The organism is Bacillus sp. PS217, assembly GCF_037963535.1.
Taxonomy (GTDB): Bacteria; Bacillota; Bacilli; order Bacillales; family Bacillaceae; genus Bacillus; species Bacillus subtilis.
In genome coordinates this window covers 2,708,180-2,733,384 of record NZ_CP150157.1, presented here as the reverse complement: position 1 = coordinate 2,733,384, position 25,205 = coordinate 2,708,180, and the positions used below count along the sequence as shown (strand labels likewise).

Genomic DNA, 25,205 nt, shown 5'->3' with positions numbered 1-25,205 from the left:
TTTTTTTAGTCTTTAATTAAAATGCCGGCTTCTTCGAGGGCTTGGCAAGCTTGATCGATGCGATGTTCATCAGGTGCTGTCAGTGTATGCAGGTGCACGCCGTCGGTCAGCTGTGATAAGTAGGCAGCATTCGTAGAATTGATTTTTTTAATGAAATGGCTAACTTCCTTCCGGGTGCCTACTTGGATGGCTGCAGTTAAATCTCCATACACGGGATGCTCGATTTTTACGTCTTTTACTGTAACGCCTTCGTCGACGATGAGCTGCAGTTCCTCTTCTGTCCGTTCAGGACCGTGCAGACATGCTATGATTCTTTCTGCCTGCTGGTGCTGCTGAGCGGCTGCATCCATGTATACATATCCTTGGCTTGTGGCGATAATCGGTACATTTTTCGCTTTCAAGAGCGATATATCCTGTACAATAACCTGTCTTGAAACGTTCGCTTTTTTTGCGAGTTCTCCTCCTGTCAGCGGTGATTTAGATTCCTTCAGCCACAGAAGAAGCTGGTCACGCCTGTTGGCGCCCATTAGCTTTAATTCTTCGGTCAATATCAAATTCTCCTTTCTTTTGTTCCCAAAGCACTGTAAACGTATGTAATAACTGTTCCAGCTGTTCAGCTGTTGTATGCCTGCCAAAAGAGATGCGGATAAATTGCAGAGCTTCTTGTTCGGTTTTTCTTAATGCCTTCATTGTTTCAGACGGACCGTGGTAACCTGCAGAACAAGCGCTGCCGGTTGAAATGCAAATATTACTCCGATTACATTCTAACATAACATATTGTCCTTCAAATGAGTGAAAAAAACACCCTATAATATGCGGAAGACATTCTGCTTGCGAAGTGTCTGCCGCAAGGGTTACAGGGAGAGACCGAATACGGATTTGGTCTAGAAAGTATGTTCTTAATGCCTCATTGCGGGATATCTGTTTTTCCATTTCGCTTACGATCAATTCTGCAGCGGCAGTGAAGGCACCGATCCCGGGAACATTTACGGTGCCGGCTCTGAATCCGTATTCGTGAGTAGTCAGAGGATAAACGGGTTTCCAAGGGACATCCGGACGGATATAGACCGCCCCTACTCCTTTTGGACCGTGGATTTTATGGCTGGACATTGAGAGTGCATCTACTCCCAGATTTTTTGTATTGATCGGGATCTTTCCAAACGTTTGAACAGCGTCGCAATGAAGAAGAATGCCCTTATTGTGCAGGTATGAAGACAGGCGGTGAATGGGCTGAATGATCCCGGTTTCAGAATTTGCATGCTGAATAGATACAAGGCCTGTTTCCGGCCGGATATGGGCTAGTAATATTTCCTCGGTAATAAGCCCGTATTCATTTGGTTCAATGACTGTTACATCATACCCCTGCTGTTCCAAAAAAGCAGCGCAATTGTGAATGGACTGATGCTCCATGGCAGTCGTAATAAAATGTCTTTTCGTTTTTGGCAGGCCGTTTAGCAATGATTGAATGGCCAGAAAATTGGATTCAGTGCCGCCGCTTGTAAAATAGATGCCGCTTGCTTCTCCGCCAATGATGTTGGCGATTTTTTCACGGCAGTACTCCAGTATGTGCTTTGCTTTTCCTCCTGCATCATGCAGGCTGCTGGCATTTCCGTACATATCCATACTAAGCTTCTGATATACAGTAAGGGCTTCCTCACAAATAGGCGTTGTCGCTGCATAATCTAAATAAATCATCCGGTCTTCCTCCATCCGTTCTCCATAAAAAACTCTTGAGTTTATTTTATCCTTGTGTAAATATAGGTGTCAAGACAGGTGTAAACAACAGGAGGATGGCATATGTCTAAAAAGACGATTGCAGTCATCGGTTCAGGGGCGGCGGCACTTTCCTTAGCTGCAGCTTTCCCGCCCTCATACGAAGTGACTGTTATCACAAAAAAAAGCGTCAAAAACAGCAATTCTGTCTATGCACAAGGCGGGATTGCTGCGGCCTATGCAAAAGATGACTCGATTGAAGCCCATCTGGAGGATACGTTATACGCAGGGTGCGGCCATAATAATCTAGCTATTGCAGCAGACGTATTACATGATGGAAAAATGATGGTTCAAAGCCTATTGGAGCGTGGATTTCCATTCGACCGCAATGAACGAGGCGGTGTTTGTCTTGGAAGAGAAGGGGCCCACTCATACAACCGCATATTTCATGCAGGCGGAGACGCAACAGGCAGGCTGCTTATCGATTATTTGCTCAAACGGATCAACAGCAAAATCAAGTTAATCGAGAATGAAACGGCAGCAGATTTGCTTATAGAGGACGGACGATGTATCGGCGTCATGACAAAAGACAGCAAAGGGCGGCTCAAGGTAAGGCACGCAGACGAAGTTGTGCTGGCTGCCGGCGGCTGTGGAAACCTGTTTCTTCACCATACGAATGATCTCACTGTCACAGGTGACGGTCTTTCTCTGGCTTACCGGGCCGGGGCGGAATTAACGGATTTGGAGTTTACTCAGTTTCACCCGACACTGCTTGTGAAAAATGGTGTTTCCTACGGGCTTGTTTCAGAAGCTGTCAGAGGGGAAGGCGGATGTTTAGTAGACGAAAACGGCCGCAGGATTATGGCTGAACGGCATCCTTTAGGTGACCTGGCCCCAAGAGATATTGTCTCACGGGTTATTCACGAAGAAATGGCAAAAGGAAATCGCGTTTATATAGACTTCAGTGCGATTTCTGATTTTGAAACGCGTTTCCCTACCATCACTGCTATTTGTGAAAAAGCAGGGGTTGATATCCACAGCGGAAAAATTTCTGTTGCTCCGGGAATGCATTTCTTAATGGGAGGTGTTTCAGTTAATCGCTGGGGAGAAACGACAGTGCCGGGGCTTTATGCGATTGGCGAGACAGCATGCTCCGGTTTACATGGAGCAAACCGGCTTGCAAGCAATTCTTTATTGGAAGCGCTGGTATTTGGAAAAAGGGCAGCAGAGCATATTATCCAAAAACCGGTTTATAACAGGCAATATCAATCAGGGCTAGAAACCAGTGTCTTCTACGAGGTGCCGGATATAGAGGTGCATGAACTGCAAAGCAAAATGACAAGCCACATGTCTATTCTGCGGGAACAAAGCAGTTTGATTGAGCTTAGCATCTGGCTTCATACGCTGCCTTTTCAGGAAGTAAATGTGAAGGATATCACAATTCGGCAGATGGAACTTTCTCATCTATGGCAAACTGCAAAGCTGATGACGTTTTCTGCGCTTTTGCGGGAGGAAAGCAGAGGGGCTCACTTCCGCACCGATTTTCCTCATGCTGAGGTGAGCTGGCAAGGAAGACAAATTGTCCATACAAAAAAAGGAACGAAGATCAGAAAAAACGAGGGGATTTGGAACAATGAATCATTTACAGCTGAAAAAATTACTGAATCACTTTTTTCTTGAGGATATTGGGACAGGGGATCTTACATCGCAGTCTATTTTTGGAGAACAGAGCTGTGAAGCGGAGATTGTTGCAAAGTCAGAGGGTATTTTTGCAGGAGCAGCGATCATAAAAGAAGGCTTTTCGTTATTGGACGAAAATGTTCAAATCATTTTACACAAAAAAGATGGGGACATGTTGCATAAAGGTGAAGTGATTGCCGAGTTACATGGTCCCGCAGCTGCGCTCCTTTCAGGAGAGCGGGTCGTATTAAATCTTATTCAGAGGCTGTCAGGAATTGCGACAATGACAAGAGAGGCTGTTCGGTGTCTGGATGATGAACAGATTAAAATTTGTGACACGAGAAAAACAACACCGGGGCTTAGAATGCTGGAGAAATATGCTGTCAGAGCCGGCGGCGGGTATAATCATCGATTCGGTTTGTATGACGGCATCATGATTAAAGATAATCATATCGCAGCATGCGGCTCTATTTTAGAGGCGTGCAAAAAAGCCCGTCAGGCCGCAGGGCACATGGTAAATATCGAGGTGGAAATTGAAACGGAGGGACAGCTGCGGGAAGCAATTGCAGCTGGCGCGGATGTTATTATGTTTGACAACTGTCCGCCTGATACGGTCCGTCATTTTGCAAAGCTCACACCGGCTCATATAAAAACTGAAGCCTCTGGCGGGATTACGTTAGAATCTTTGCCTGCTTTTAAAGGGACGGGTGTGAATTATATTTCATTAGGATTTCTGACTCATTCCGTCAAAAGTTTAGATATCAGCATGGATGTTACGTTATCAAATGAATCTGTGGAGGAATGCTGTTATGTCAATTCTTGATGTGATCAAACAATCGAATGATATGATGCCCGAAAGTTATAAAGAACTATCGAGAAAGGATATGGAAACGCGCGTTGCCGCCATTAAGAAAAAGTTCGGCAGCAGGCTCTTTATACCAGGCCATCATTATCAAAAGGATGAAGTGATACAATTTGCTGACCAAACAGGCGACTCCCTGCAATTGGCCCAAGTAGCGGAAAAAAACAAAGAAGCGGATTATATCGTATTTTGCGGCGTTCACTTTATGGCAGAAACCGCCGATATGCTGACAAGCGAGCAGCAAACGGTCGTCCTGCCAGATATGAGAGCTGGATGTTCTATGGCTGACATGGCTGACATGCAGCAGACCAATAGGGCATGGAAGAAGCTTCAGCATATATTTGGAGATACGATCATACCTTTAACTTATGTGAACTCCACTGCGGAGATCAAGGCATTCGTCGGAAAGCATGGCGGAGCAACTGTGACTTCTTCGAATGCGAAAAAAGTGCTTGAATGGGCGTTTACACAGAAAAAAAAAATTTTATTTTTGCCTGATCAGCATTTAGGGAGAAATACGGCTTATGATCTGGGCATTGCGCTTGAAGATATGGCTGTGTGGGATCCGATGAAAGATGAATTAGTAGCTGAATCCGGGCATACGAATGTGAAAGTGATTTTGTGGAAAGGGCATTGCTCTGTTCACGAGAAATTCACCACTAAAAATATCCATGATATGAGAGAGCGAGACCCCGACATTCAGATCATTGTGCACCCGGAATGTTCACACGAAGTCGTGACACTAAGCGATGATAACGGATCAACGAAATATATTATCGACACAATCAACCAGGCTCCGGCGGGAAGCAAGTGGGCAATCGGGACAGAAATGAATCTTGTTCAGCGGATCATTCACGAGCATCCAGATAAACAAATCGAATCACTCAACCCTGACATGTGCCCTTGCCTGACAATGAACCGAATTGATTTGCCGCATTTGTTGTGGTCGCTGGAACAAATTGAAAAAGGAGAACCTTCAGGCGTCATCAAGGTGCCAAAAGCCATTCAGGAAGATGCACTCCTTGCCCTGAATCGAATGCTTTCGATCACGTAGATCAGAAATATTTTCCCTTCCTTTACTCATAACTTCTTTTGTTCAGGCATATGTTGTGAAGAAACATATTGTAATCACAGCTGAACTGTTCACGTTTTGCATAGGAGGGGAAAACGTTGAAAATCCATATCGTTCAAAAAGGCGATTCGCTCTGGAAAATAGCTGAAAAGTACGGAGTCGATGTTGAGGAAGTGAAAAAACTCAATACACAGCTTAGCAATCCAGACTTAATCATGCCTGGAATGAAAATAAAAGTGCCGTCAGAAGGAGTCCCGGTCAGAAAAGAGCCAAAAGCGGGCAAAAGTCCTGCGGCCGGGAGTGTGAAGCAAGAACATCCATATGCGAAAGAGAAGCCTAAATCCGTTGTCGATGTAGAAGACACAAAGCCGAAAGAAAAGAAGTCCATGCCGTATGTCCCGCCGATGCCTAATTTGCAGGAAAATGTGTACCCTGAAGCTGATGTGAACGATTATTATGATATGAAACAGCTTTTCCAGCCTTGGTCGCCTCCTAAACCGGAGGAGCCGAAAAAACATCATGACGGAAATATGGATCATATGTATCATATGCAAGACCAATTTCCACAACAGGAGGCTATGAGTAATATGGAAAATGCAAATTATCCGAATATGCCTAATATGCCAAAGGCGCCAGAGGTAGGCGGTATAGAAGAGGAAAACGTTCATCACACAGTTCCGAATATGCCGATGCCGGCTGTTCAGCCTTATTATCATTATCCGGCTCATTTCGTACCGTGTCCGGTGCCTGTTTCGCCAATTCTTCCAGGATCAGGATTATGCTATCCGTACTATCCGGCACAAGCTTTTCCAATGCATCCGATGCATGGATACCAGCCAGGCTTTGTATCGCCTCAGTATGACCCGGGTTATGAAAACCAGCATCATGAAAACAGCCATCACGGACATTACGGTTCATACGGTGCGCCGCAATACGCATCTCCGGCTTATGGATCTCCGTATGGACATATGCCGTATGGCCCTTATTACGGCACTCCCCAAGTAATGGGAGCATACCAGCCTGCTGCGGCTCATGGTTACATGCCATACAAAGATCATGACGACTGCGGCTGTGACGGTGATCATCAGCCATATTTCTCTGCGCCTGGCCATTCGGGAATGGGAGCTTATGGAAGCCCTAATATGCCATATGGCACAGCTAACCCAAATCCAAACCCATATTCGGCAGGAGTTTCTATGCCAATGACGAACCAGCCTTCTGTAAACCAAATGTTTGGCCGGCCGGAAGAAGAAAATGAGTGATCGTTCGGAACGATGTAAATCGTTCCTTTTTTTGTTTTCAAGCAGATCACTGCCAAATGGAGAGAACTGACACGCTTAACATGCCCCCCATACGCACATGATAAAAGCGAGCAAACATGCTCAATTCGTCCACGGGGGGTTTTTCCATTGGGTAAAAAAATGACGATCGCTAGCTTGATTCTAATGACAGCCGGCTTAACAGCATGCGGAGCAAACGATAATGCTATGAATGATACGCGCAATAACGGCAATACCCGTCCAATCGGATATTATACAAATGAAAATGACGCCGATAGACAGGGAGACGGAATCGACCACGATGGTCCTGTTTCTGAATTAATGGAGGATCAGAACGACGGTAACCGAAACACCACGAATGTAAATAACCGTGACCGTGTTACTGCTGACGATCGTGTTCCTTTAGCAACTGACGGAACATATAACAACACGAATAACCGAAACATGAATCGGAATGCAGCGAACAACGGGTATGACAACCAAGAAAACAGAAGACTGGCTGCAAAAATTGCCAACCGTGTGAAACAAGTGAAAAACATCAATGACACACAAGTTATGGTATCGGATGACCGAGTAGTTATCGCAGTCAAAAGCCACAGAGAGTTCACAAAGTCTGACAGAGATAATGTCGTAAAAGCAGCGCGCAACTATGCAAATGGCCGTGACGTTCAAGTATCAACAGATAAAGGGCTCTTCAGAAAACTTCATAAAATGAACAACCGCTAGGAAGGAAGGGCTGCCGGAAGTGATATTCGGCAGCCTTTTTCTTTGCATCAGCGAACAATTCCCATTAAAGTGTACATAGAAAATGTAAAAGAAGGTGAAAACATGGCAGGCCATTCCAAGTGGAAAAACATTCAAAAAAGAAAAAATGCACAGGATGCAAAACGCGGGAAAATATTTATGAAGCTGGCAAAAGAAATCTATGTGGCAGCGAAAGAAGGCGGAGCGGATCCAGAAGCAAATTCAGCATTGCGTCTTGTCATCGAAAAAGCAAAAGGCGCCAATATGCCGAATGAAAATATAGATCGGGCCATTAAAAAAGCTGCGGGAGGCCAAGACGGAAGCAGCTATGAAGAAATCACCTATGAAGGCTACGGCCCTTCAGGGATTGCCGTCATGGTTGAATGCGTAACAGATAATAAAAACCGAACGGCGTCAAATGTGCGGACAGCCTTTAATAAAAATGGCGGAAGTCTGGGAGAAAGCGGATGTGTAGCCTTTTTATTTGAACGAAAGGGGTTCATTACGATAGACCGTACTGAACGGCAAATAGAAGAAGATGAGCTCATGCTAGATGTGCTTGAAGCAGGAGGAGAAGAGCTGCGAATTGAAGAAGACCTATATGAGGTTTTCACAGAGCCTGAGCATTTTGAAGAGGTGAAAACAGCCCTCGAATCGAAATATCTAATTTCTTCGGCGGAGGTGACCATGCTTCCCAATACCTATGCAGAAGCCGATGATCAGGCTGTTGAGAAGCTGGAAACATTAATAGACGTCCTTGAAGATGACGATGATGTTCAAGAAGTGTATACAAACTATCGTTCATAAAAAACCGGCACGAGGTCATATCGGGCCGGTTTTAGTATGTTCAGGAGACACGTTCACTTTCATGAGTGTATTCTTTCTCCCAGAAATCAGCGTTTTTGATACCCAGCGCTTTTGGATCAAAGATCGGGTCTAAGCCCTGCTTCTTTTGGCGCTCATAATCCTTTAAAGCAAGGAGCGCCGGCTTGGCAAGCAGCACAATGGCAATGACGTTCAGCCATACCATAATGCCAAGCCCTGCATCCCCTAATGCCCAAGCAAGTGAAGCTGTTTTCACAGTACCATAGAACGTGGCGGCTAAAATAATCAGTTTTAAGCCAAGCATCGCCCATTTGCTTTCTCTGCCTCGTGCTAAATAGGCGATATTTGTTTCTGCGATGTAGTAGTACGCCATAATTGTTGTAAAAGCGAAGAAGAATAAAGCGATGGCAACAAAGCCTGCACCGAATCCGGGAAGAACACTGTCAATTGCCGCTTGTGTGAAACCAGGTCCTGCTTCTACGCCTTTAAGCTGGTGAACGATAAAGGAACCATCTGCAGCCTGGGTATTGTACATGCCGGTAAACAAGATCATGAAAGCTGTAGCGGAACATACAAACAAGGTGTCAATATAAACAGAAAATGCCTGAACCAGTCCCTGCTTGACCGGATGAGAAACTTCTGCAGCGGCTGCCGGATGCGGGCCTGTTCCCTGGCCGGCTTCGTTTGAATAAATGCCACGTTTAACGCCCCAGGAAATCGCCATGCCGATCAAGCCGCCAAAAGCGGAATCCAATGCAAAGGCGCTTTTGAATATTAATGAGATCACAGCAGGCAATTCAGACACATTCATGACAATAATAATCAAAGACAGCAGGATATATCCAATGGCCATAAATGGAACAATCATTTGCGCCGCATTGGCAATTCGTTTGACGCCGCCAAAAATAATGAACCCTAATAATAAAACCAGACCACACCCTGTGACGAAAGGAGAGATGCCGAATGCATTTTGGATCCCAGCCGCAATGGAGTTGGACTGTACGCCCGGCATTAGAAAGGACATTGCAATAAGGGCAGCAGCGGCAAATAAGACGGCAAACCACTTAATGCCTAAGCCTTTTTCTATATAATAAGCAGGGCCGCCCCGATATTGACCGTCTTGTTTCACTTTGTAAATTTGAGCAAGCGTTGATTCTACAAAGGCACTCGCCGCCCCGATAAAGGCAATCGCCCACATCCAGAACACTGCACCGGGTCCGCCGAATGCAATTGCTGTCGCCACTCCCGCGATGTTTCCTGTGCCCACACGGCCGGACAGCGCAATCGATAACGCTTGGAAAGATGAAACGCCGGCTTCAGAGCTCTTGCCTTTGAACATCTGAACAATCATTTCTTTTAAATGTCGGACTTGTAAAAAACGGGTCATAATTGAAAAGGCGAATCCAATTCCCAATAAAATATAAATGACGGGCGTACTCCATAAGACCGCATTCAAACTAGCAACAAAATCTGCCATCAAGCTTCCCCCTCACTTCAAATTCGAATACATGTATAAAAAGGATTTTGGTCTAATCGAACTATTTCTACAATCGATTTGTCACATTATATGACCTGTAATTATCAATAAGAAGAGGAAGGGAAAAAGAAAAAACGCGGCGTATCGACTACGCTGCGTTTTTCTACAGAGGCAAACTTATGGCAATTGTTATAAAATCCTTCAGCAACAAATAGCCTAGTTCAGTCAAACCGTATATAAAGGATAAAGCAATCACAAAATGATTGAAATGCTTGTCATCATTTGTTCCGTTCATCTTATTCATGTTTCATCACCTCACTGACGCCTGCGGCGGTTCTTCACGGATCCAATGATCATCTTTTCGCCAATCATACGTTTCACCAGTATCAAGATGTAAAGTCTGATTGCCGATTTTCACTGTATTGTGATTGATCCACGTCACTGCTGGGCGGCTGTCCGGGTAATTCCAGTAGATTGTTCTCTTGACAAGTGTTTTTTCATTTACAAGTTCACCTCTGGCTGCATCTAAGCTCAAGGTGTTTTCGGATACATAAGTGTTTAACGTATAGCTGCCGTCCGGCGATTCAACCGATTGGACGAGATTGCCTTTCGGAACGTTTTTTAGTGAAAATAACATCCAATAGATGGCGCCGCCGAAGAAGACCAGCAGGGCAAACATAATAAGCGGGATGTTGCTGCGTGTCTTAATGTGACTCTCTCCCTTTTTTTCTCTCATTTTACTATATATCGGATTCATATGATCTTTACATTTCTTTAAAATTACCTTAATAAAGCAATGATAAGATGAAATAAAGCCAATAAAGGGTGAGGGGAGACAGAAATGGAGAAAATGTATTGTCATTCCGGCGAGAAGGACCCAGAAGCGGTCTACTTAACTGTGAGAGGCTATCGAATTAAGCTGTCGCCTGAACAAATGAAACTGATTTCTGCCGTCAGAAAGTAAAAAATACATGATAAAGGCAGCCGCTTGTGCGGCTGCCTTTTTGATTTAAGAATATTTTCTTTTCCGCTGTGCGAAATGCTTTTGAAACCAATCTTTCTTATATAAAAATGCGATGATCTCCAGCCAAAAACCCGGAATCTTTTTGGGGAATATCGGTTTTTTGTAGAGTGCATGATATGCGGATTTTAAGTCGTCCCACTGCGTGCATGTTTTTGTCTGCTCAAATCTCGCAACATCAATCACCCGCACCGCCCCGGTTTCTGTCAATATCAGATTCCGCAAATGAATATCTGACGGGTTCAGTCCGGCTGCCCGGGCGTCAGAAAGCGCTTCTTCAACCTGCTGAATCATGTCATCACTGATTGCAATGCCTTTCTTCAGACAGTTATAAAAGGTTTCACCTTTAATATATTCCATGAGAATAAATGAATCGCCAGTTTCGTAAATGTCAGGATAGAATGCGGACCCGGCTAATTTTTCATAGATCGCTGCTTCTTTGACTGCTGTCGCTTGATATTCCGGAAAAAATACTTTCAGCGCCATTTTTCGACCGCCTTCTGTTAAGGCAAACACATAGGCGCTTCTTCCCTTGCCGATTAGTGTTAATTCCTCGGATTTCTCTTTGACTTTATCAAATCTGCTGTTCTTGCGGTATATGACGGTATGGGCCAGTGCCTCTGCTTTTGTCAGCATTTCATTCACCTTCTTTGCTCTATTTTATGCAGCTGTTTATAGGAAAATCATAAACTGTTCAGGAAAAAGAGCCTAATTCTAGTGTATCTGGTCTTGAAGAAGAAGGCTACTTATAAGCATGAATTGTGATAAAAGAGACATAGAACGTTTAATTTCCATTCTTGAAAAGCGCTTACAAATGGGATAGTATTAATTTTAAATAAAGCGCTTTCGTGAATGATCAAGGGGGAAGAAGTCATGACAAAACAGATTGTAACAGGGATTATCGGTGCAGGCCGCATCGGCAAACTTCATGTTCAAAATATAAGCCGGATTCCTCACATGAAAATAAAAGCAGTCTCTGACATTCAGGCAAGCCGTATAAAAAGCTGGGCCGACAGTCATCAGATTGAATACATAACCTCTGATTATCGTGATTTATTACATGATCCTGATATTGATGCTATTTTTATTTGCTCTCCTACAGCCGTACATGCACAGATGATCAAAGAAGCAGCCGAGGCGAAAAAGCATATATTTTGTGAGAAGCCCGTTAGTTTCTCTCTGGACGAAACGAGTGAAGCGCTTGCGGCTGTCCGGAAACACGGTGTAACACTTCAAGTCGGATTTAACCGCCGCTTTGATCCTCATTTTAAGAAAATCAAAACAATTGTTGAAAATGGTGAAATCGGTACACCTCATTTATTAAAAATCACGTCCCGGGACCCAGAACCCCCGAATATAGATTATGTCCGTACGTCAGGCGGATTGTTTATGGATATGTCGATCCATGATTTTGATATGGCCAGATATATTATGAAAAGCGAAGTGACGGAAGTGTATGCCAAAGGGGCAGCTTTGGTGAATCCTTCTTTTGCGGAGCTGGGTGATATTGATACAGCTGTTATTACACTGACTTTTGAAAACGGTGCCATGGCTGTGATTGATAACAGCCGCCAAGCTGTGTACGGATATGACCAGCGGGTTGAGGTTTTCGGGACGAAAGGCTCTGCAGCGGCTGACAATAGCAGGCCGACAACGGTTGAGGTGTCAACAGCTGATTTTGTGATGAAGGATAAACCGCATTTCTTTTTCCTTGAACGCTATAAGGATTCATATGAGGAGGAGATTCTCCGTTTTGCAGAAGCGATCGGCACAAACCAGGAGACTCCCTGCACCGGCAATGACGGTTTACAGGCCGGAAGGATCGCCAGAGCAGCACAGCAATCGCTTGCTTTTGGCATGCCTGTCAGCATTGAGCACACTGAAAAAATCGCTTTTTAATCTAACAGGATTACAATTCAGCAAGCTTGGGTATATACTCCATTGATACTTTAAGTAGGCGGTGGAGAAAATGAATACAGTACATGCTAAAGGAAATGTTTTGAACAAAATCGGAATTCCTTCTCACATGGTTTGGGGTTATATTGGCGTTGTCATCTTTATGGTTGGAGACGGCCTCGAACAAGGCTGGCTGTCTCCTTTTCTCGTTGATCATGGTCTCAGTATGCAGCAATCCGCATCGTTATTTACCATGTACGGCATTGCTGTCACCATCTCAGCTTGGCTTTCAGGAACGTTTGTCCAAACTTGGGGGCCGAGAAAAACGATGACCGTCGGATTGCTTGCATTTATCCTCGGTTCGGCCGCTTTTATCGGCTGGGCGATTCCTCATATGTATTATCCGGCTCTCTTGGGCAGCTATGCTCTTAGAGGCTTGGGATATCCGCTGTTTGCATACTCTTTTCTCGTATGGGTGTCATACAGCACCTCTCAAAATATTCTTGGAAAAGCCGTCGGCTGGTTTTGGTTTATGTTTACGTGCGGCCTTAACGTGCTCGGCCCGTTCTATTCCAGCTATGCAGTTCCGGCCTTTGGAGAAATCAATACGCTTTGGAGCGCTTTACTGTTTGTGGCGGCAGGCGGAATTCTTGCCTTATTTTTTAACAAAGATAAATTTACTCCGATACAAAAACAAGATCAGCCGAAATGGAAAGAACTGTCGAAGGCATTTACGATTATGTTTGAAAACCCTAAGGTAGGCATCGGCGGAGTGGTCAAGACGATTAATGCGATAGGACAATTTGGATTTGCCATCTTTCTTCCTACTTATTTAGCACGATACGGGTATTCGGTTTCGGAATGGCTGCAAATATGGGGGACGCTGTTTTTTGTGAATATTGTGTTTAATATCATTTTCGGTGCAGTCGGAGATAAACTTGGCTGGCGCAATACGGTCATGTGGTTTGGCGGTGTCGGATGCGGTATTTTTACGCTGGCGCTGTATTACACGCCTCAGCTGATCGGGCATCAGTATTGGGTGCTCATGATTATCGCCTGCTGCTACGGCGCGGCTTTAGCAGGGTACGTTCCATTAAGCGCGCTTTTGCCGACGCTTGCACCTGATAATAAAGGTGCTGCCATGTCAGTGTTGAATTTGGGATCTGGTTTATGTGCGTTTATCGCGCCGGGCATCGTGAGTCTTTTCATTGGGCCGCTCGGTGCAGGTGGCGTGATTTGGATCTTTGCGGCATTGTATTTTTTCAGTGCCTTTCTGACGCGATTCTTGACAATTTCTGAGCAAAGCACAGATGTGTATACGGAGGAACGGTTTGTCAGGGAAAATGTGCAGACAAATTTTGATAAAACGGTTAAGCAGTAGCCTCTTTGGTCAAACTAATCATAAACGTGTGCAAAGAGGTGTAGAGGGTGAAACGATTCAGCACGGCGTATCTTTTGCTGGGCATTCTTTGCTCAGCGGCAGTATTTTTAATAGGAGCTCCTTCCCGCGCACTTGGCGCGGAAGTGGAGCACTATGAGCCGCTGCAGGTGCATGTGCAGCTTGAAAAGGTGTATTTGGACGGCGATGTCAGCATTGAGCATAAGCATGAAAAAGTGTTTTCTATGGATGATTTTTGGGCAGCTTATGCCGGATGGACGCTTGTGGAACAAAAAAAGGGATATGTGCTCTTCCGGAAGCAAATGGACGATATATCTCCGCTCAGCAAGGTCAACGGGTATATCGGTGTATCGGATAATGGAGTGATTTCCACTTTTCATGGGCGGCCTGAGCCAGCTTCCGAACCAATTCAGTCTTTTTTTCAAATTGATTTAGAAAGGCTGGAAAGCCATATGCAAAAAAATCTGCTGAAAGGCATTCCATTTCGGACAAAAGCGGAGTTTGAGGATGTCATCGAACATATGAAGACATACAGCGGGTAACGTCCGCTGATTGAAGACATGTATTCATGTCTTTTTTTCGTGAAAGAATGAGAGAGAAGCGAACATATGTTAACTTTTCTATAAGACTTTGGCTGTTTTTATGGTACAATGAAGAACAGTCAAAGAGGTGAATTTGCGTGATTGAATTTGTTAAAGGGACGATTGATTATGTATCTCCCCAATATATTGTCATAGAGAACGGCGGCATCGGCTATCAGATTTTCACGCCGAATCCGTTTATATATAAGGAGAGAAGCCAGGAAACGATTTTTACATACCATCATATCAGAGAGGATGCTTTTTCGCTTTACGGTTTTTCAACAAGAGAGGAGAAGGCGCTCTTTACAAAGCTGTTAAACGTGACCGGAATTGGCCCGAAAGGAGCACTTGCCATCTTGGGCTCGGGTGATCCCGGAGCGGTCATCCAAGCAATTGAAAATGAGGATGAAGCTTTTTTGGTCAAGTTTCCTGGAGTAGGAAAGAAAACCGCACGCCAGATTATTCTAGATTTAAAAGGAAAGCTGGCAGATGTTGTGCCTGAAATGATTGAAAATCTGTTTAATCATGAAGAAAGGCTTGAAAAGCAAACAGCGGAAACGGCTCTTGAAGAAGCACTTGAAGCCCTCAGGGTTCTCGGATATGCTGAAAAAGAAATCAAAAAGGTGCTTCCTCACCTTAAAGAAGAAATTGGGCTGACAACAGACCAATATGTGAAAAAAGCATTACAAAAACTATTAAAGTAAGGTGATGTTCATGGATGAACGGCTCGTCTCAAGTGAAGCAGACAACCATGAATCAGTGATAGAGCAAAGCCTGAGGCCGCAAAATCTGGCACAGTATATCGGGCAGCATAAGGTAAAAGAAAATTTGCGCGTGTTTATAGATGCGGCGAAAATGAGACAGGAGACGCTGGATCATGTTCTTCTGTACGGGCCGCCCGGACTCGGAAAAACAACGCTTGCTTCGATTGTTGCTAATGAAATGGGAGTGGAATTGCGGACGACCTCAGGGCCTGCGATTGAAAGGCCTGGTGATTTGGCTGCTATATTAACGGCGCTGGAACCGGGAGATGTATTATTTATTGATGAAATACATAGGCTGCACAGATCGATCGAAGAGGTGCTTTATCCTGCAATGGAAGACTTTTGCCTGGACATTGTGATTGGCAAAGGCCCATCTGCCCGCTCGGTTCGGCTCGACCTTCCGCCTTTTACGCTGGTGGGAGCCACGACGAGGGTGGGGCTTTTGACGGCTCCTTTAAGAGACAGATTCGGCGTCATGTCTCGCCTTGAGTACTATACACAAGAAGAACTGGCGGATATTGTCACAAGAACCGCTGATGTATTCGAGGTTGAGATTGATAAACCGTCGGCGCTTGAAATTGCAAGAAGATCGAGAGGGACGCCCCGCGTGGCGAATCGCCTGCTGAGAAGGGTGCGCGATTTCGCCCAAGTGCTGGGTGACAGCAGGATTACGGAAGACATTTCTCAGAATGCGCTGGAGCGGCTTCAGGTTGACCGCCTCGGTTTGGATCATATTGATCATAAGCTGCTGATGGGCATGATCGAAAAATTCAACGGCGGCCCAGTAGGCCTTGATACGATTTCAGCTACCATCGGCGAGGAATCGCATACGATTGAAGACGTATATGAACCATATCTGCTGCAAATTGGATTTATACAAAGAACGCCGCGTGGAAGGATCGTGACACCGGCCGTTTATCATCATTTCCAAATGGAGGCTCCCCGATATGACTGAATTTCCTAAGATCATCATGATTCTTGGTGCTGTTTTGCTTATTATCGGAGCAGTTTTGCATTTTGTCGGCAAGATGCCGGGAGATATTTTTGTAAAAAAAGGAAATGTCACGTTTTTCTTCCCGGTTGTCACTTGTATTATTATAAGTGTGGTATTATCAATTTTGCTTAATCTTTTTGGCAGAATGAAATAACAAAAGACTAGAATAAAGGTGAAATCATCATGAAAGTCGATTTATTTGATTTTGAACTACCAGAACGTTTAATTGCACAAGTACCGTTGGAGCAGCGTGATGCTTCAAGGCTGATGGTGCTCGATAAACATACAGGAGAGCTTACTGACAGCTCGTTTAAACACATTATCAGCTTCTTTAACGAAGGCGATTGTCTAGTCCTGAACAATACCCGGGTACTGCCTGCGCGGTTATTCGGCACAAAAGAGGATACCGGCGCCAAAGTGGAACTTCTTTTGTTGAAACAGGAAACCGGTGATAAATGGGAAACACTTGCCAAACCGGCGAAACGGGTGAAAAAAGGAACTGTTGTCACATTTGGAGACGGAAGATTGAAGGCAATCTGCACGGAAGAGCTTGAGCACGGCGGCAGAAAGATGGAATTTCAATATGACGGTATTTTCTACGAGGTGCTTGAATCCCTTGGAGAGATGCCGCTCCCTCCATATATCAAAGAACAGCTTGATGACAAAGAGCGCTACCAGACAGTATATTCAAAAGAAATCGGCTCTGCTGCTGCGCCTACAGCTGGCCTTCACTTCACGGAAGAAATCTTACAGCAGCTGAAAGACAAAGGCGTGCAAATTGAGTTCATCACACTGCACGTAGGCCTTGGAACGTTTCGCCCTGTGAGTGCCGATGAAGTGGAAGAGCATAATATGCATGCAGAGTTTTATCAAATGTCAGAAGAAACGGCTGCAGCCTTAAATAAAGTAAGAGAAAATGGCGGTCGGATCATTTCTGTCGGCACGACCTCGACACGCACGCTTGAGACGATTGCCGGGGAACATGACGGGCAATTTAAAGCATCAAGCGGCTGGACATCTATTTTTATTTATCCGGGCTATGAATTTAAAGCCATTGACGGAATGATTACAAACTTCCATTTGCCGAAATCGTCATTGATTATGCTGGTCAGCGCGCTTGCTGGAAGAGAAAACATTCTGCGTGCCTATAACCATGCAGTGGAAGAAGAATACCGTTTCTTCAGCTTCGGAGACGCGATGCTGATTATATAATTTGAGAACAGGAGGCCTCATCAAAAGTGGCTGAACAACCAATACGCTATGAATTTATAAAAGAATGCAAACAAACAGGAGCGCGGCTGGGCAAAGTGCATACGCCTCACGGCTCCTTCGAAACGCCGGTTTTTATGCCGGTCGGTACACTGGCGACAGTCAAAACAATGTCGCCTGAAGAGCTGAAAGCAATGGATGCAGGCATCATTTTGAGCAACACTTATCATCTATGGCTTCGTCCGGGCCAAGACATTGTCAAAGAAGCGGGCGGGCTCCATAAATTTATGAACTGGGACCGCGCAATTTTAACAGATTCAGGCGGTTTTCAGGTCTTTTCTTTAAGCAAGTTTCGTAATATAGAGGAAGAGGGTGTCCATTTCCGCAATCATCTAAATGGAGACAAGCTGTTTTTATCTCCGGAAAAAGCGATGGAGATCCAAAACGCACTCGGCTCTGATATTATGATGGCGTTTGACGAATGCCCGCCATACCCGGCGGAGTACGACTACATGAAGAGGTCAGTTGAACGGACAAGCCGTTGGGCGGAACGCTGCCTGAATGCCCACAATCGTCAGGATGAACAAGGGCTGTTTGGTATTGTACAAGGCGGAGAATATGAAGATCTGCGGACACAAAGTGCGAAGGACTTGATTTCGCTTGATTTTCCGGGATATGCTATAGGCGGATTGTCTGTAGGTGAACCGAAGGATGTCATGAATCGTGTACTCGAATTTACAACACCGCTCTTGCCGAAGGATAAACCGAGATATCTGATGGGAGTAGGTTCTCCGGACGCACTGATCGACGGAGCGATCCGCGGGGTCGACATGTTTGACTGTGTGCTGCCTACTCGGATTGCAAGAAACGGCACAGTGTTTACTGCTGAAGGACGACTCAATATGAAAAATGCGAAATTTGAAAGAGACTTCCGTCCGATTGATGAAGAGTGTGATTGCTATACATGTAAAAACTACACTCGCGCGTACATTAGGCACTTGATTCGCTGCAATGAAACATTCGGCCTTCGATTAACAACTTACCATAACCTTCATTTTCTGTTACACTTAATGGAGCAGGTGAGACAGGCTATTCGCGAGGATCGTCTCGGTGATTTCAGAGAAGAGTTCTTTGAGCGTTACGGCTATAACAAGCCAAATGCGAAAAGCTTCTAAATAAACATAACAGGCTTACAGAAAGGGGTGAAAATGATGACTGGCACTTTAGGTACATTGGTTCCTATTATTTTAATGTTTGCGGTCCTTTACTTCTTGCTGATTCGTCCTCAGCAAAAGCAGCAAAAGGCTGTACGCCAAATGCAAGAGGAACTGAAAAAAGGCGATTCAGTAGTGACAATCGGGGGATTGCACGGTACTGTTGACTCTATCGATGAAAGCAAAGTCGTAATTAAGACTGGTGATAACACACGTCTTACGTTCGACCGCCGCGCGATCAGAGAAGTTTCTGCTGCTGAATAACAGCAGGAGCTATACATAGCAAACAAAAAAGAGCGGGCAAGTGAGCCCGCTCTTTTTTATGTGGAAGACCTGTTTCCCCTCATGTTTACGCCGAAAATCCCGCCCAGCATGCACACCCCTAAAAATCCCAGATGGAAGATCAGCTGTTCTGCTGTAAATGTCTTTCCGAATCCTAAATACTGAAACAATAAGATAATCAGAGAAAAACTTATGGCAGTCAATGCTCCAATCATCCAGCCTCTTTCCTTGCCTTTCCCGCCTGAAATGAACCCGCCGATAAATAAAGAGAGAAATGAGATAGCTGTGATCAGCCAGTTAAATGATGATTCTTCCAGCGAGGTTGCGGTCAATAAAAGTGAAACCGCTAAACTTGTCAGGAGCATGGCTGAAAATATGGCGATTAAGCCGTAAAGAATGCCTTTTCCAACTTGTTTCGTTTCCTCCATGATTGTCTCCTCTCTGCCTGTATTAAAAGGCTTCTGTTCTTTTTGTTCAAAACCGTCAGACATGCTGATGGCTCGTCTTTGTAAAAATGTATTCCCTTATCCCTTGAATTAGACGTAAAAGCTTTGTGAAATGCAATCGGTTTTTCTTACATAAATTGATCATTTTGTTGCAACCTATAATGAGTTGGAGGTGCATGATGGAAGAGCTTCTCACTATTGCGTTTCGCACAGTCGTATTGTATTTTGTGATATTGGTCATTTTTCGTTTCATGGGCAAACGGGAGATCGGAGAGCTTAGTATTTTAGATCTCGTTGTCTTTATCATGATGGCTGAAATTGCCGTTTTAGCCATAGAAAACGTAGACGATCATCTATTTCATACCATTTTGCCAATGCTTGTATTAATGATCATTCAAGTGACTTTGGCATACTTTTCTTTAAAAAACCGAAAAGTCCGCCAGCTTCTTGACGGTAAGCCGACCATAATTATCAAATATGGAAAAATTGACGAAGAAGCCATGAAATCACAGCGTTATAATTTTGATGATTTAATGGTTCAGCTCAGAGAAAATAGCGTCGACAGAGTAGCTGACGTATCATTTGCCATATTAGAGCCGTCGGGCAAACTGACTATTGTAAAGAAAGAAAATAGCGGAGAGCATCGGCAGCTCGAAATGCCGCTCATTATAGACGGCTTCATTCAAACAGAAAACCTGTCCAGAATCAGTAAAGATAAAAAATGGCTGCTCGAAAGTTTGCAAAAACACGGATACACAAACCCTTCAGATATTTCATTTTGCTCGTTTACAGACGGAGAATTATTTATTGATGAAAAAGATGGGCACCGCACGTGACTATTATCGGATGATCAGACGTCCGATAATGGGAATGCGGCGAAGCTCATCTTTTTTAATTAAACGGAAAACGAGCAGGAGGATTATATAAATGGCGGCGCTCACCGCAATCCATCCGGCTAGATTGACAGCCTCAGATGCTCCAAAGCTTATATATTGTTTGATGGCGGAGCTGATAAATCCGCAAATTACAATAACAGCGAAGCTGAGCGCATACTCCTTGATTTTGATGCTGATCGGCAGCACTTTGCTTACGGTTGCTGCGTGCAATAGCGTGACGAGCACCATGCCTGTCACAATGGCTAATGCCGCGCCCATAATGCCAAGAGAAGGCCTTGTGGCAAGGACAAAAATAAGGCCTGTTTTGACTAGCGCTCCGATTAAGCTGTTCATCATCGCAGCTCCTGCCAAATTAAGCGCCTGCAGCACAGCTTGAAGCGGGCCTTGAAAATAATAAAGCAGAAAAAACGGGGCCATCACTTTTATAAATACAGCTGCGCCTGAGGAACCGTACATCACTCTCATCAGCTCATCCGCAAATACAAATAAAATAACAACTGAAATGCCTCCGCTGAGCAGACAGAGACGCATCGCCTGTTCCAAGCGGTATTCCACCACCTGCAATTTTTTCTGCTCCATTCCTTCACTGATCGCAGGAACAAGCGCGGTCGACAAAGAATATGTAATAAAGCTGGGCAGAGTCAGCAGCGTCATGGCAAAGCCGGTCAGTTCCCCGTATTGCTTTGTTGCGGCAACTGTTGCCACACCGGCGATGGCAAGGCTTTGAGCGACGACGATTGGCTCGAAAAACCAAGAGAGGTTTCCGATAAAGCGGCTCCCGGTTGTTGGAAGGGACACGCTCATTAATTGGGTAAAGGTTTGTTTTCCGTTTTTAATTGACTGGAAAAAATGCTTTCTGATTTTAATTGTCTTTTTATACTTAAAGCAAACGAATAAATAAAGAAGTGATGCCAGCTCCCCTGCCACTGAGGATAGCATTGCCCCCGCTGCAGCATATTCAATTCCGTAAGGGAGAAAAATCGTTGTGCAGACAGCCACGAGTGAAATGCGGACGACCTGTTCAAGGACTTGTGACATAGCAAGCGGGTTCATATTCTGTTTTCCTTGAAAGTATCCCCTCAGCACACTCGATATAGCAATAATCGGCACAACCGGCGTAATGGCCAAGAGCGGGTACAGTGTTCGCTTATCTGTCAGCATCGTTTCAGCCATAACCGGGGCGAAAAACAGAAACAGCGGTGTAAAGATGAGGCTGAGCACTCCCGTAATGGTCAGAGACATGACTAAAATATTTTTCGTTTTTTGATGATCTCCGCGCGCACTGGCTTCAGCGACTAGCTTGCTGATCGCGACCGGCAGACCGAATTGAGTTAATGTAGTGGCCAAGAAGAAGGTAGGCGCTGCCATCATGTAAAGCCCGACTCCTTCTTCACCGATAAAACGGGCGATAACCACCCGGTTGACAAACCCGAGCATTCTTGTAACCATTCCTGCTGCGATAAGGATAAGAGTGCCCTTTAAAAACGTCTGTTTCGCCATTTTTACCCCCTGCCTTCTCAAACTACCTGGAATCATATACAATAAAGATATGCGTATATGTCGTCCAAGCATGACAAGTCTTCTTGAAAAACAATAAAAAAGGAGCGTGGAATTCGTGGAGAAGCATCCAGCCGATCTATATAAAGACCACGTCAGGCCGTTTCTTTACAGCAAACTGGAAGAGTTTAAGATTCTCGGGTATGATGATGTTGAACTCGAAAGTTTGTGGTCATACTTAACAGATAAGAAGTGGAAAAAGAAAACGGAACTGAGCATTTATGAACTGGCGAGTGATATTTTATCAGTGAAAATTGGCGAATTTATGAACTATGCAACCGTTGAGTCATTTAAAACGTCTAATTGGCTGGGCAGTGAAGAGGGCCAGGAAGCATTGGAAGAACTGCTGAGATAGCAGGTTGATTCGCACAGGTTTAAGGGAGGATATACATAATGAAAAAAGGACGCTTGATTGCGTTTTTCCTTTTCGTTCTATTGATCGGCACGGGCTTGGGCTACTTTACGAAGCCTGCCGCTAACAATATTACGTTAGGATTGGATTTGCAAGGCGGATTTGAGGTGCTGTATGATGTACAGCCTGTAAAAAAAGGTGACAAAATCACAAAAGACGTTCTGGTCAGCACAGTAGAGGCACTGAACCGCCGGGCCAATGTTCTCGGTGTCAGCGAACCGAACATCCAAATTGAAGGGAATAACCGGATTCGCGTTCAGCTCGCAGGTGTGACAAACCAAAACAGAGCGCGTGAAATTTTGGCGACTGAAGCGCAGCTTTCTTTCAGAGATGCAAATGATAAGGAACTGTTAAACGGTGCTGATTTAGTCGAAAACGGCGCTAAACAAACTTATGATAGCACAACAAATGAGCCAATTGTCACGATTAAGCTGAAAGACGCTGATAAATTTGGTGAAGTGACCAAGAAGGTCATGAAAATGGCGCCAAACAACCAGCTTGTCATTTGGCTGGATTATGATAAAGGTGATTCCTTTAAGAAAGAAGTTCAAAAAGAGCATCCTAAATTTGTATCCGCTCCAAATGTAAGTCAGGAACTAAATACAACTGATGTAAAAATTGAAGGTCATTTCACAGCTCAAGAAGCGAAAGATTTAGCCAGCATTTTAAACGCCGGTGCGCTTCCTGTAAAACTGACTGAAAAATATTCAACATCAGTAGGCGCACAATTCGGCCAGCAGGCTCTCCATGATACGGTGTTTGCCGGTATTGTCGGTATCGCAATTATTTTCTTATTTATGCTTTTCTATTACCGTCTGCCGGGGTTAATCGCGGTGATTACGCTATCTGTTTATATCTACATTACACTCCAGATCTTTGACTGGATGAATGCCGTACTCACGCTTCCGGGAATTGCCGCTCTCATTTTAGGTGTCGGGATGGCTGTTGATGCCAACATTATTACCTATGAGCGGATTAAAGAAGAGCTCAAGCTAGGAAAGTCAGTCCGCTCTGCCTTCCGTTCAGGAAACAGACGGTCATTTGCGACGATTTTTGACGCGAATATTACAACCATTATTGCAGCGGTTGTGCTCTTTATCTTTGGGACAAGCTCTGTTAAAGGGTTTGCGACAATGCTGATCCTATCGATTTTGACAAGCTTTATCACTGCCGTTTTCTTATCGAGATTTCTCCTCGCTCTCCTTGTGGAAAGCAGATGGCTTGATCGGAAAAAAGGCTGGTTTGGTGTCAATAAGAAACATATCATGGATATTCAGGATACGGATGAAAATACAGAGCCGCATACGCCATTCCAAAAATGGGATTTCACGAGCAAACGCAAATACTTCTTTATTTTCTCCAGTGCAGTCACGGTTGCCGGGATTATTATCCTGCTTGTGTTCAGGCTGAATCTTGGCATTGACTTTGCAAGCGGTGCACGGATTGAAGTGCAAAGCGACCATAAGCTGACGACAGAGCAAGTTGAAAAGGACTTTGAATCTCTTGGTATGGACCCTGATACTGTCGTTCTGTCAGGCGAAAAGAGCAATATCGGTGTTGCCCGTTTTGTCGGGGTGCCAGATAAAGAAACCATAGCAAAAGTAAAAACGTATTTTAAAGACAAATACGGGTCTGAGCCAAATGTCAGCACAGTTTCACCGACAGTCGGTAAAGAGCTGGCAAGAAATGCGCTGTACGCAGTTGCTATAGCTTCTATTGGCATCATTATTTACGTTTCAATCCGATTCGAATACAAAATGGCGATTGCTGCCATCGCCTCATTGCTATATGACGCATTCTTTATCGTCACGTTCTTCAGTATTACAAGGCTTGAGGTAGATGTTACGTTCATCGCGGCCATCTTGACGATAATCGGGTATTCCATTAACGATACAATCGTTACATTTGACAGGGTCCGCGAGCATATGAAAAAGCGTAAGCCGAAAACATTTGCCGATCTGAACCATATTGTAAACCTGAGCCTGCAGCAAACCTTTACACGTTCAATTAACACTGTATTAACCGTTGTGATTGTTGTTGTGACATTGCTGATCTTTGGAGCATCTTCTATTACTAACTTCTCAATTGCTTTATTGGTCGGGCTGTTAACAGGCGTTTATTCTTCTCTATACATTGCCGCACAAATTTGGCTTGCATGGAAAGGAAGAGAACTGAAAAAAGATTCGGCGCAATAAAAAATATCAGGCTGTCCTCTGCAGGGCAGCCTGTTTTTTGAAGTTTCATTGAACTTAAAATAGACATTTGCTATAATGACATACGCTTACATTTAAACATATATATGGTGTTAAAAGTGTTTATGACTGGTTTTCAGATATGTAGGAGGGTTTATATATGAGGGTTCGCGAATCAGAGCTGCCGGGCATAGGACAAAAAGTTGAAATGATTACTAGAAACCGTGATAAAATTTCAATTATCATTCATCATGACGGACGGAGAGAGCTTTACTATTTTGACGAAAACGACCATGAGGAATGTGTTGCCTCCGTGCAGTTTGATGACGCTGAAGCAAGGCAAATGTCTGCAATTCTTGGCGGAATGGCATATAAACCGAAAGCATTAGAACAGGTCGAGTCAGCCCTTGATGATTTGATTATAGAGTGGTGTAAAGCAGAGGCGGGAGCGCCTGCCATTCATCAGACGATTGGTGATTTGAATGTGGGTCAGGAATATCATGTGACGGTCATTGCAATTGTTAAAAAGAATCAGGATAAACAACTGAATCCGAGCTCTGAAACAGTCATTGACGAAGGCGATACACTTGTGATTTCCGGTGAGGGAACCGGACTGAAGAGGCTGATTCGGGAAAAATTAACAGCGAAGGGGGCTTAACCTAGTGTTAAGCCATGTTTAAAACCAGTCT

At 44.5% G+C, this 25,205-nt stretch carries 28 protein-coding genes and 1 pseudogene; 20 read left to right on the top strand and 9 right to left on the bottom strand.

The features are described 5' to 3' along the window. Positions 1–5: 5 nt before the first annotated feature. Together NSQ83_RS14230 and nifS are read right to left on the bottom strand one after the other, a co-directional pair. Entirely contained in the window at positions 6–548 is a 543-nt protein-coding gene (locus NSQ83_RS14230) for a transcription repressor NadR (protein WP_004398582.1), read from the bottom strand. Then, complete coding sequence (nifS, locus tag NSQ83_RS14225) at positions 508–1,695, bottom strand: cysteine desulfurase NifS (protein ID WP_029727121.1); 1,188 nt, start codon at positions 1,693–1,695, stop codon at positions 508–510. Before nifS ends, NSQ83_RS14230 begins: the two co-directional genes overlap by 41 nt. A gap of 102 nt (positions 1,696–1,797) precedes the next feature. Between nifS and nadB the strand changes: the two genes are divergently transcribed. From nadB to NSQ83_RS14195, 6 genes are all read left to right on the top strand, one after another. Beyond that, positions 1,798–3,393 (top strand): L-aspartate oxidase, encoded by a 1,596-nt coding sequence (gene nadB, locus NSQ83_RS14220; RefSeq protein WP_106073631.1) that lies wholly within the window; start codon positions 1,798–1,800, stop codon positions 3,391–3,393. Next, positions 3,347–4,216, top strand: coding sequence for a carboxylating nicotinate-nucleotide diphosphorylase (gene nadC, locus NSQ83_RS14215; RefSeq protein ID WP_198878590.1), 870 nt, complete (start codon positions 3,347–3,349; stop codon positions 4,214–4,216). Before nadB ends, nadC begins: the two co-directional genes overlap by 47 nt. Next, positions 4,203–5,309, top strand: a complete 1,107-nt coding sequence (gene nadA / locus NSQ83_RS14210) for a quinolinate synthase NadA (RefSeq protein ID WP_198878591.1) — start codon at positions 4,203–4,205, stop codon at positions 5,307–5,309. The genes nadC and nadA overlap by 14 nt, the downstream gene beginning before the upstream one ends. A gap of 116 nt (positions 5,310–5,425) precedes the next feature. Then, positions 5,426–6,589 carry a spore coat assembly protein SafA gene (gene safA, locus NSQ83_RS14205; RefSeq protein ID WP_131227743.1) on the top strand — a complete coding sequence of 388 codons (1,164 nt, stop codon included), beginning with the start codon at positions 5,426–5,428 and terminating at the stop codon, positions 6,587–6,589. Positions 6,590–6,736: 147 nt separating this feature from the next. Then, complete coding sequence (gene sgpA, locus NSQ83_RS14200; RefSeq protein ID WP_015714450.1) at positions 6,737–7,333, top strand: spore germination protein SgpA; 597 nt, start codon at positions 6,737–6,739, stop codon at positions 7,331–7,333. 102 nt (positions 7,334–7,435) lie between these two features. Next, positions 7,436–8,158, top strand: a complete 723-nt coding sequence (locus NSQ83_RS14195) for a YebC/PmpR family DNA-binding transcriptional regulator (RefSeq protein ID WP_004398802.1) — start codon at positions 7,436–7,438, stop codon at positions 8,156–8,158. Positions 8,159–8,198: 40 nt separating this feature from the next. Here NSQ83_RS14195 and NSQ83_RS14190 read toward each other — a convergent pair whose 3' ends face one another. From NSQ83_RS14190 to NSQ83_RS14175, 4 genes and pseudogenes are all read right to left on the bottom strand, one after another. Beyond that, positions 8,199–9,653 (bottom strand): alanine/glycine:cation symporter family protein, encoded by a 1,455-nt coding sequence (locus NSQ83_RS14190; protein ID WP_198878592.1) that lies wholly within the window; start codon positions 9,651–9,653, stop codon positions 8,199–8,201. A gap of 163 nt (positions 9,654–9,816) precedes the next feature. Continuing rightward, a complete protein-coding gene (locus NSQ83_RS14185) occupies positions 9,817–9,957 on the bottom strand; it encodes a hypothetical protein (RefSeq protein ID WP_029727127.1) in 141 nt (46 codons plus the stop codon). A gap of 6 nt (positions 9,958–9,963) precedes the next feature. Next, the gene (locus NSQ83_RS14180) at positions 9,964–10,332 is read right to left on the bottom strand and encodes a DUF5412 family protein (protein ID WP_173614414.1); all 369 of its coding nucleotides are present in this window, start codon (positions 10,330–10,332) and stop codon (positions 9,964–9,966) included. 3 nt (positions 10,333–10,335) lie between these two features. Further along, positions 10,336–10,410, bottom strand: a pseudogene (locus NSQ83_RS14175) (hypothetical protein); the annotation flags it as partial. 84 nt (positions 10,411–10,494) lie between these two features. Here NSQ83_RS14175 and NSQ83_RS14170 point away from each other — a divergent pair. Next, entirely contained in the window at positions 10,495–10,617 is a 123-nt protein-coding gene (locus NSQ83_RS14170) for a hypothetical protein (protein WP_128422329.1), read from the top strand. Positions 10,618–10,662: 45 nt separating this feature from the next. On the opposite strand, the gene NSQ83_RS14165 is transcribed toward NSQ83_RS14170, so the two are convergent. Beyond that, positions 10,663–11,310, bottom strand: a complete 648-nt coding sequence (locus tag NSQ83_RS14165) for a phosphotransferase (RefSeq protein ID WP_003246159.1) — start codon at positions 11,308–11,310, stop codon at positions 10,663–10,665. A 237-nt stretch (positions 11,311–11,547) separates the two neighbouring features. On the opposite strand from NSQ83_RS14165, the gene iolG reads away from it, so the two are divergent. The 9 genes from iolG to yajC all read left to right on the top strand — a co-directional run bounded on the left by iolG (position 11,548) and on the right by yajC (position 18,995). Further along, positions 11,548–12,573, top strand: a complete 1,026-nt coding sequence (iolG, locus tag NSQ83_RS14160) for an inositol 2-dehydrogenase (RefSeq protein WP_015714446.1) — start codon at positions 11,548–11,550, stop codon at positions 12,571–12,573. A 70-nt stretch (positions 12,574–12,643) separates the two neighbouring features. Beyond that, a complete protein-coding gene (locus tag NSQ83_RS14155; protein ID WP_003246197.1) occupies positions 12,644–13,951 on the top strand; it encodes an MFS transporter in 1,308 nt (435 codons plus the stop codon). A gap of 47 nt (positions 13,952–13,998) precedes the next feature. Beyond that, complete coding sequence (gene bofC / locus NSQ83_RS14150) at positions 13,999–14,511, top strand: sporulation cell-cell signaling protein BofC (RefSeq protein WP_003229715.1); 513 nt, start codon at positions 13,999–14,001, stop codon at positions 14,509–14,511. A 137-nt stretch (positions 14,512–14,648) separates the two neighbouring features. Beyond that, positions 14,649–15,254: a Holliday junction branch migration protein RuvA gene (gene ruvA, locus NSQ83_RS14145; protein WP_003229717.1), complete on the top strand. Its 606-nt coding sequence runs from the start codon at positions 14,649–14,651 to the stop codon at positions 15,252–15,254. Positions 15,255–15,264: 10 nt separating this feature from the next. After that, positions 15,265–16,269, top strand: a complete 1,005-nt coding sequence (gene ruvB, locus NSQ83_RS14140; protein WP_003229718.1) for a Holliday junction branch migration DNA helicase RuvB — start codon at positions 15,265–15,267, stop codon at positions 16,267–16,269. Further along, positions 16,262–16,462, top strand: coding sequence for a DUF2905 domain-containing protein (locus NSQ83_RS14135; RefSeq protein ID WP_003222669.1), 201 nt, complete (start codon positions 16,262–16,264; stop codon positions 16,460–16,462). Before ruvB ends, NSQ83_RS14135 begins: the two co-directional genes overlap by 8 nt. Positions 16,463–16,491: 29 nt before the next feature. Continuing rightward, positions 16,492–17,520 (top strand): tRNA preQ1(34) S-adenosylmethionine ribosyltransferase-isomerase QueA, encoded by a 1,029-nt coding sequence (queA, locus tag NSQ83_RS14130; RefSeq protein WP_003229723.1) that lies wholly within the window; start codon positions 16,492–16,494, stop codon positions 17,518–17,520. Between the two features lie 26 nt (positions 17,521–17,546). Beyond that, the gene (gene tgt, locus NSQ83_RS14125) at positions 17,547–18,692 is read left to right on the top strand and encodes a tRNA guanosine(34) transglycosylase Tgt (protein WP_003229725.1); all 1,146 of its coding nucleotides are present in this window, start codon (positions 17,547–17,549) and stop codon (positions 18,690–18,692) included. A 36-nt stretch (positions 18,693–18,728) separates the two neighbouring features. After that, positions 18,729–18,995 (top strand): preprotein translocase subunit YajC, encoded by a 267-nt coding sequence (yajC, locus tag NSQ83_RS14120; RefSeq protein ID WP_004398708.1) that lies wholly within the window; start codon positions 18,729–18,731, stop codon positions 18,993–18,995. A gap of 56 nt (positions 18,996–19,051) precedes the next feature. On the opposite strand, the gene NSQ83_RS14115 is transcribed toward yajC, so the two are convergent. Then, positions 19,052–19,441: a TIGR04086 family membrane protein gene (locus tag NSQ83_RS14115; protein ID WP_014477528.1), complete on the bottom strand. Its 390-nt coding sequence runs from the start codon at positions 19,439–19,441 to the stop codon at positions 19,052–19,054. A gap of 197 nt (positions 19,442–19,638) precedes the next feature. Between NSQ83_RS14115 and NSQ83_RS14110 the strand changes: the two genes are divergently transcribed. Then, positions 19,639–20,295, top strand: a complete 657-nt coding sequence (locus NSQ83_RS14110) for a DUF421 domain-containing protein (RefSeq protein WP_106073629.1) — start codon at positions 19,639–19,641, stop codon at positions 20,293–20,295. A 3-nt stretch (positions 20,296–20,298) separates the two neighbouring features. Here the strand turns inward: NSQ83_RS14110 and spoVB are convergent, their stop codons facing one another. Next, positions 20,299–21,855: a stage V sporulation protein B gene (gene spoVB / locus NSQ83_RS14105; RefSeq protein ID WP_106073628.1), complete on the bottom strand. Its 1,557-nt coding sequence runs from the start codon at positions 21,853–21,855 to the stop codon at positions 20,299–20,301. Between the two features lie 115 nt (positions 21,856–21,970). On the opposite strand from spoVB, the gene comN reads away from it, so the two are divergent. The 3 genes from comN (at position 21,971) to NSQ83_RS14090 (ending at position 25,174) form a co-directional block, all read left to right on the top strand. Next, positions 21,971–22,267 carry a post-transcriptional regulator ComN gene (comN, locus tag NSQ83_RS14100; protein ID WP_004398498.1) on the top strand — a complete coding sequence of 99 codons (297 nt, stop codon included), beginning with the start codon at positions 21,971–21,973 and terminating at the stop codon, positions 22,265–22,267. A gap of 38 nt (positions 22,268–22,305) precedes the next feature. After that, complete coding sequence (gene secDF, locus NSQ83_RS14095) at positions 22,306–24,519, top strand: protein translocase subunit SecDF (protein WP_015251564.1); 2,214 nt, start codon at positions 22,306–22,308, stop codon at positions 24,517–24,519. A 157-nt stretch (positions 24,520–24,676) separates the two neighbouring features. Continuing rightward, complete coding sequence (locus NSQ83_RS14090) at positions 24,677–25,174, top strand: cation:proton antiporter regulatory subunit (RefSeq protein WP_003229739.1); 498 nt, start codon at positions 24,677–24,679, stop codon at positions 25,172–25,174. Positions 25,175–25,205: the final 31 nt, after the last annotated feature.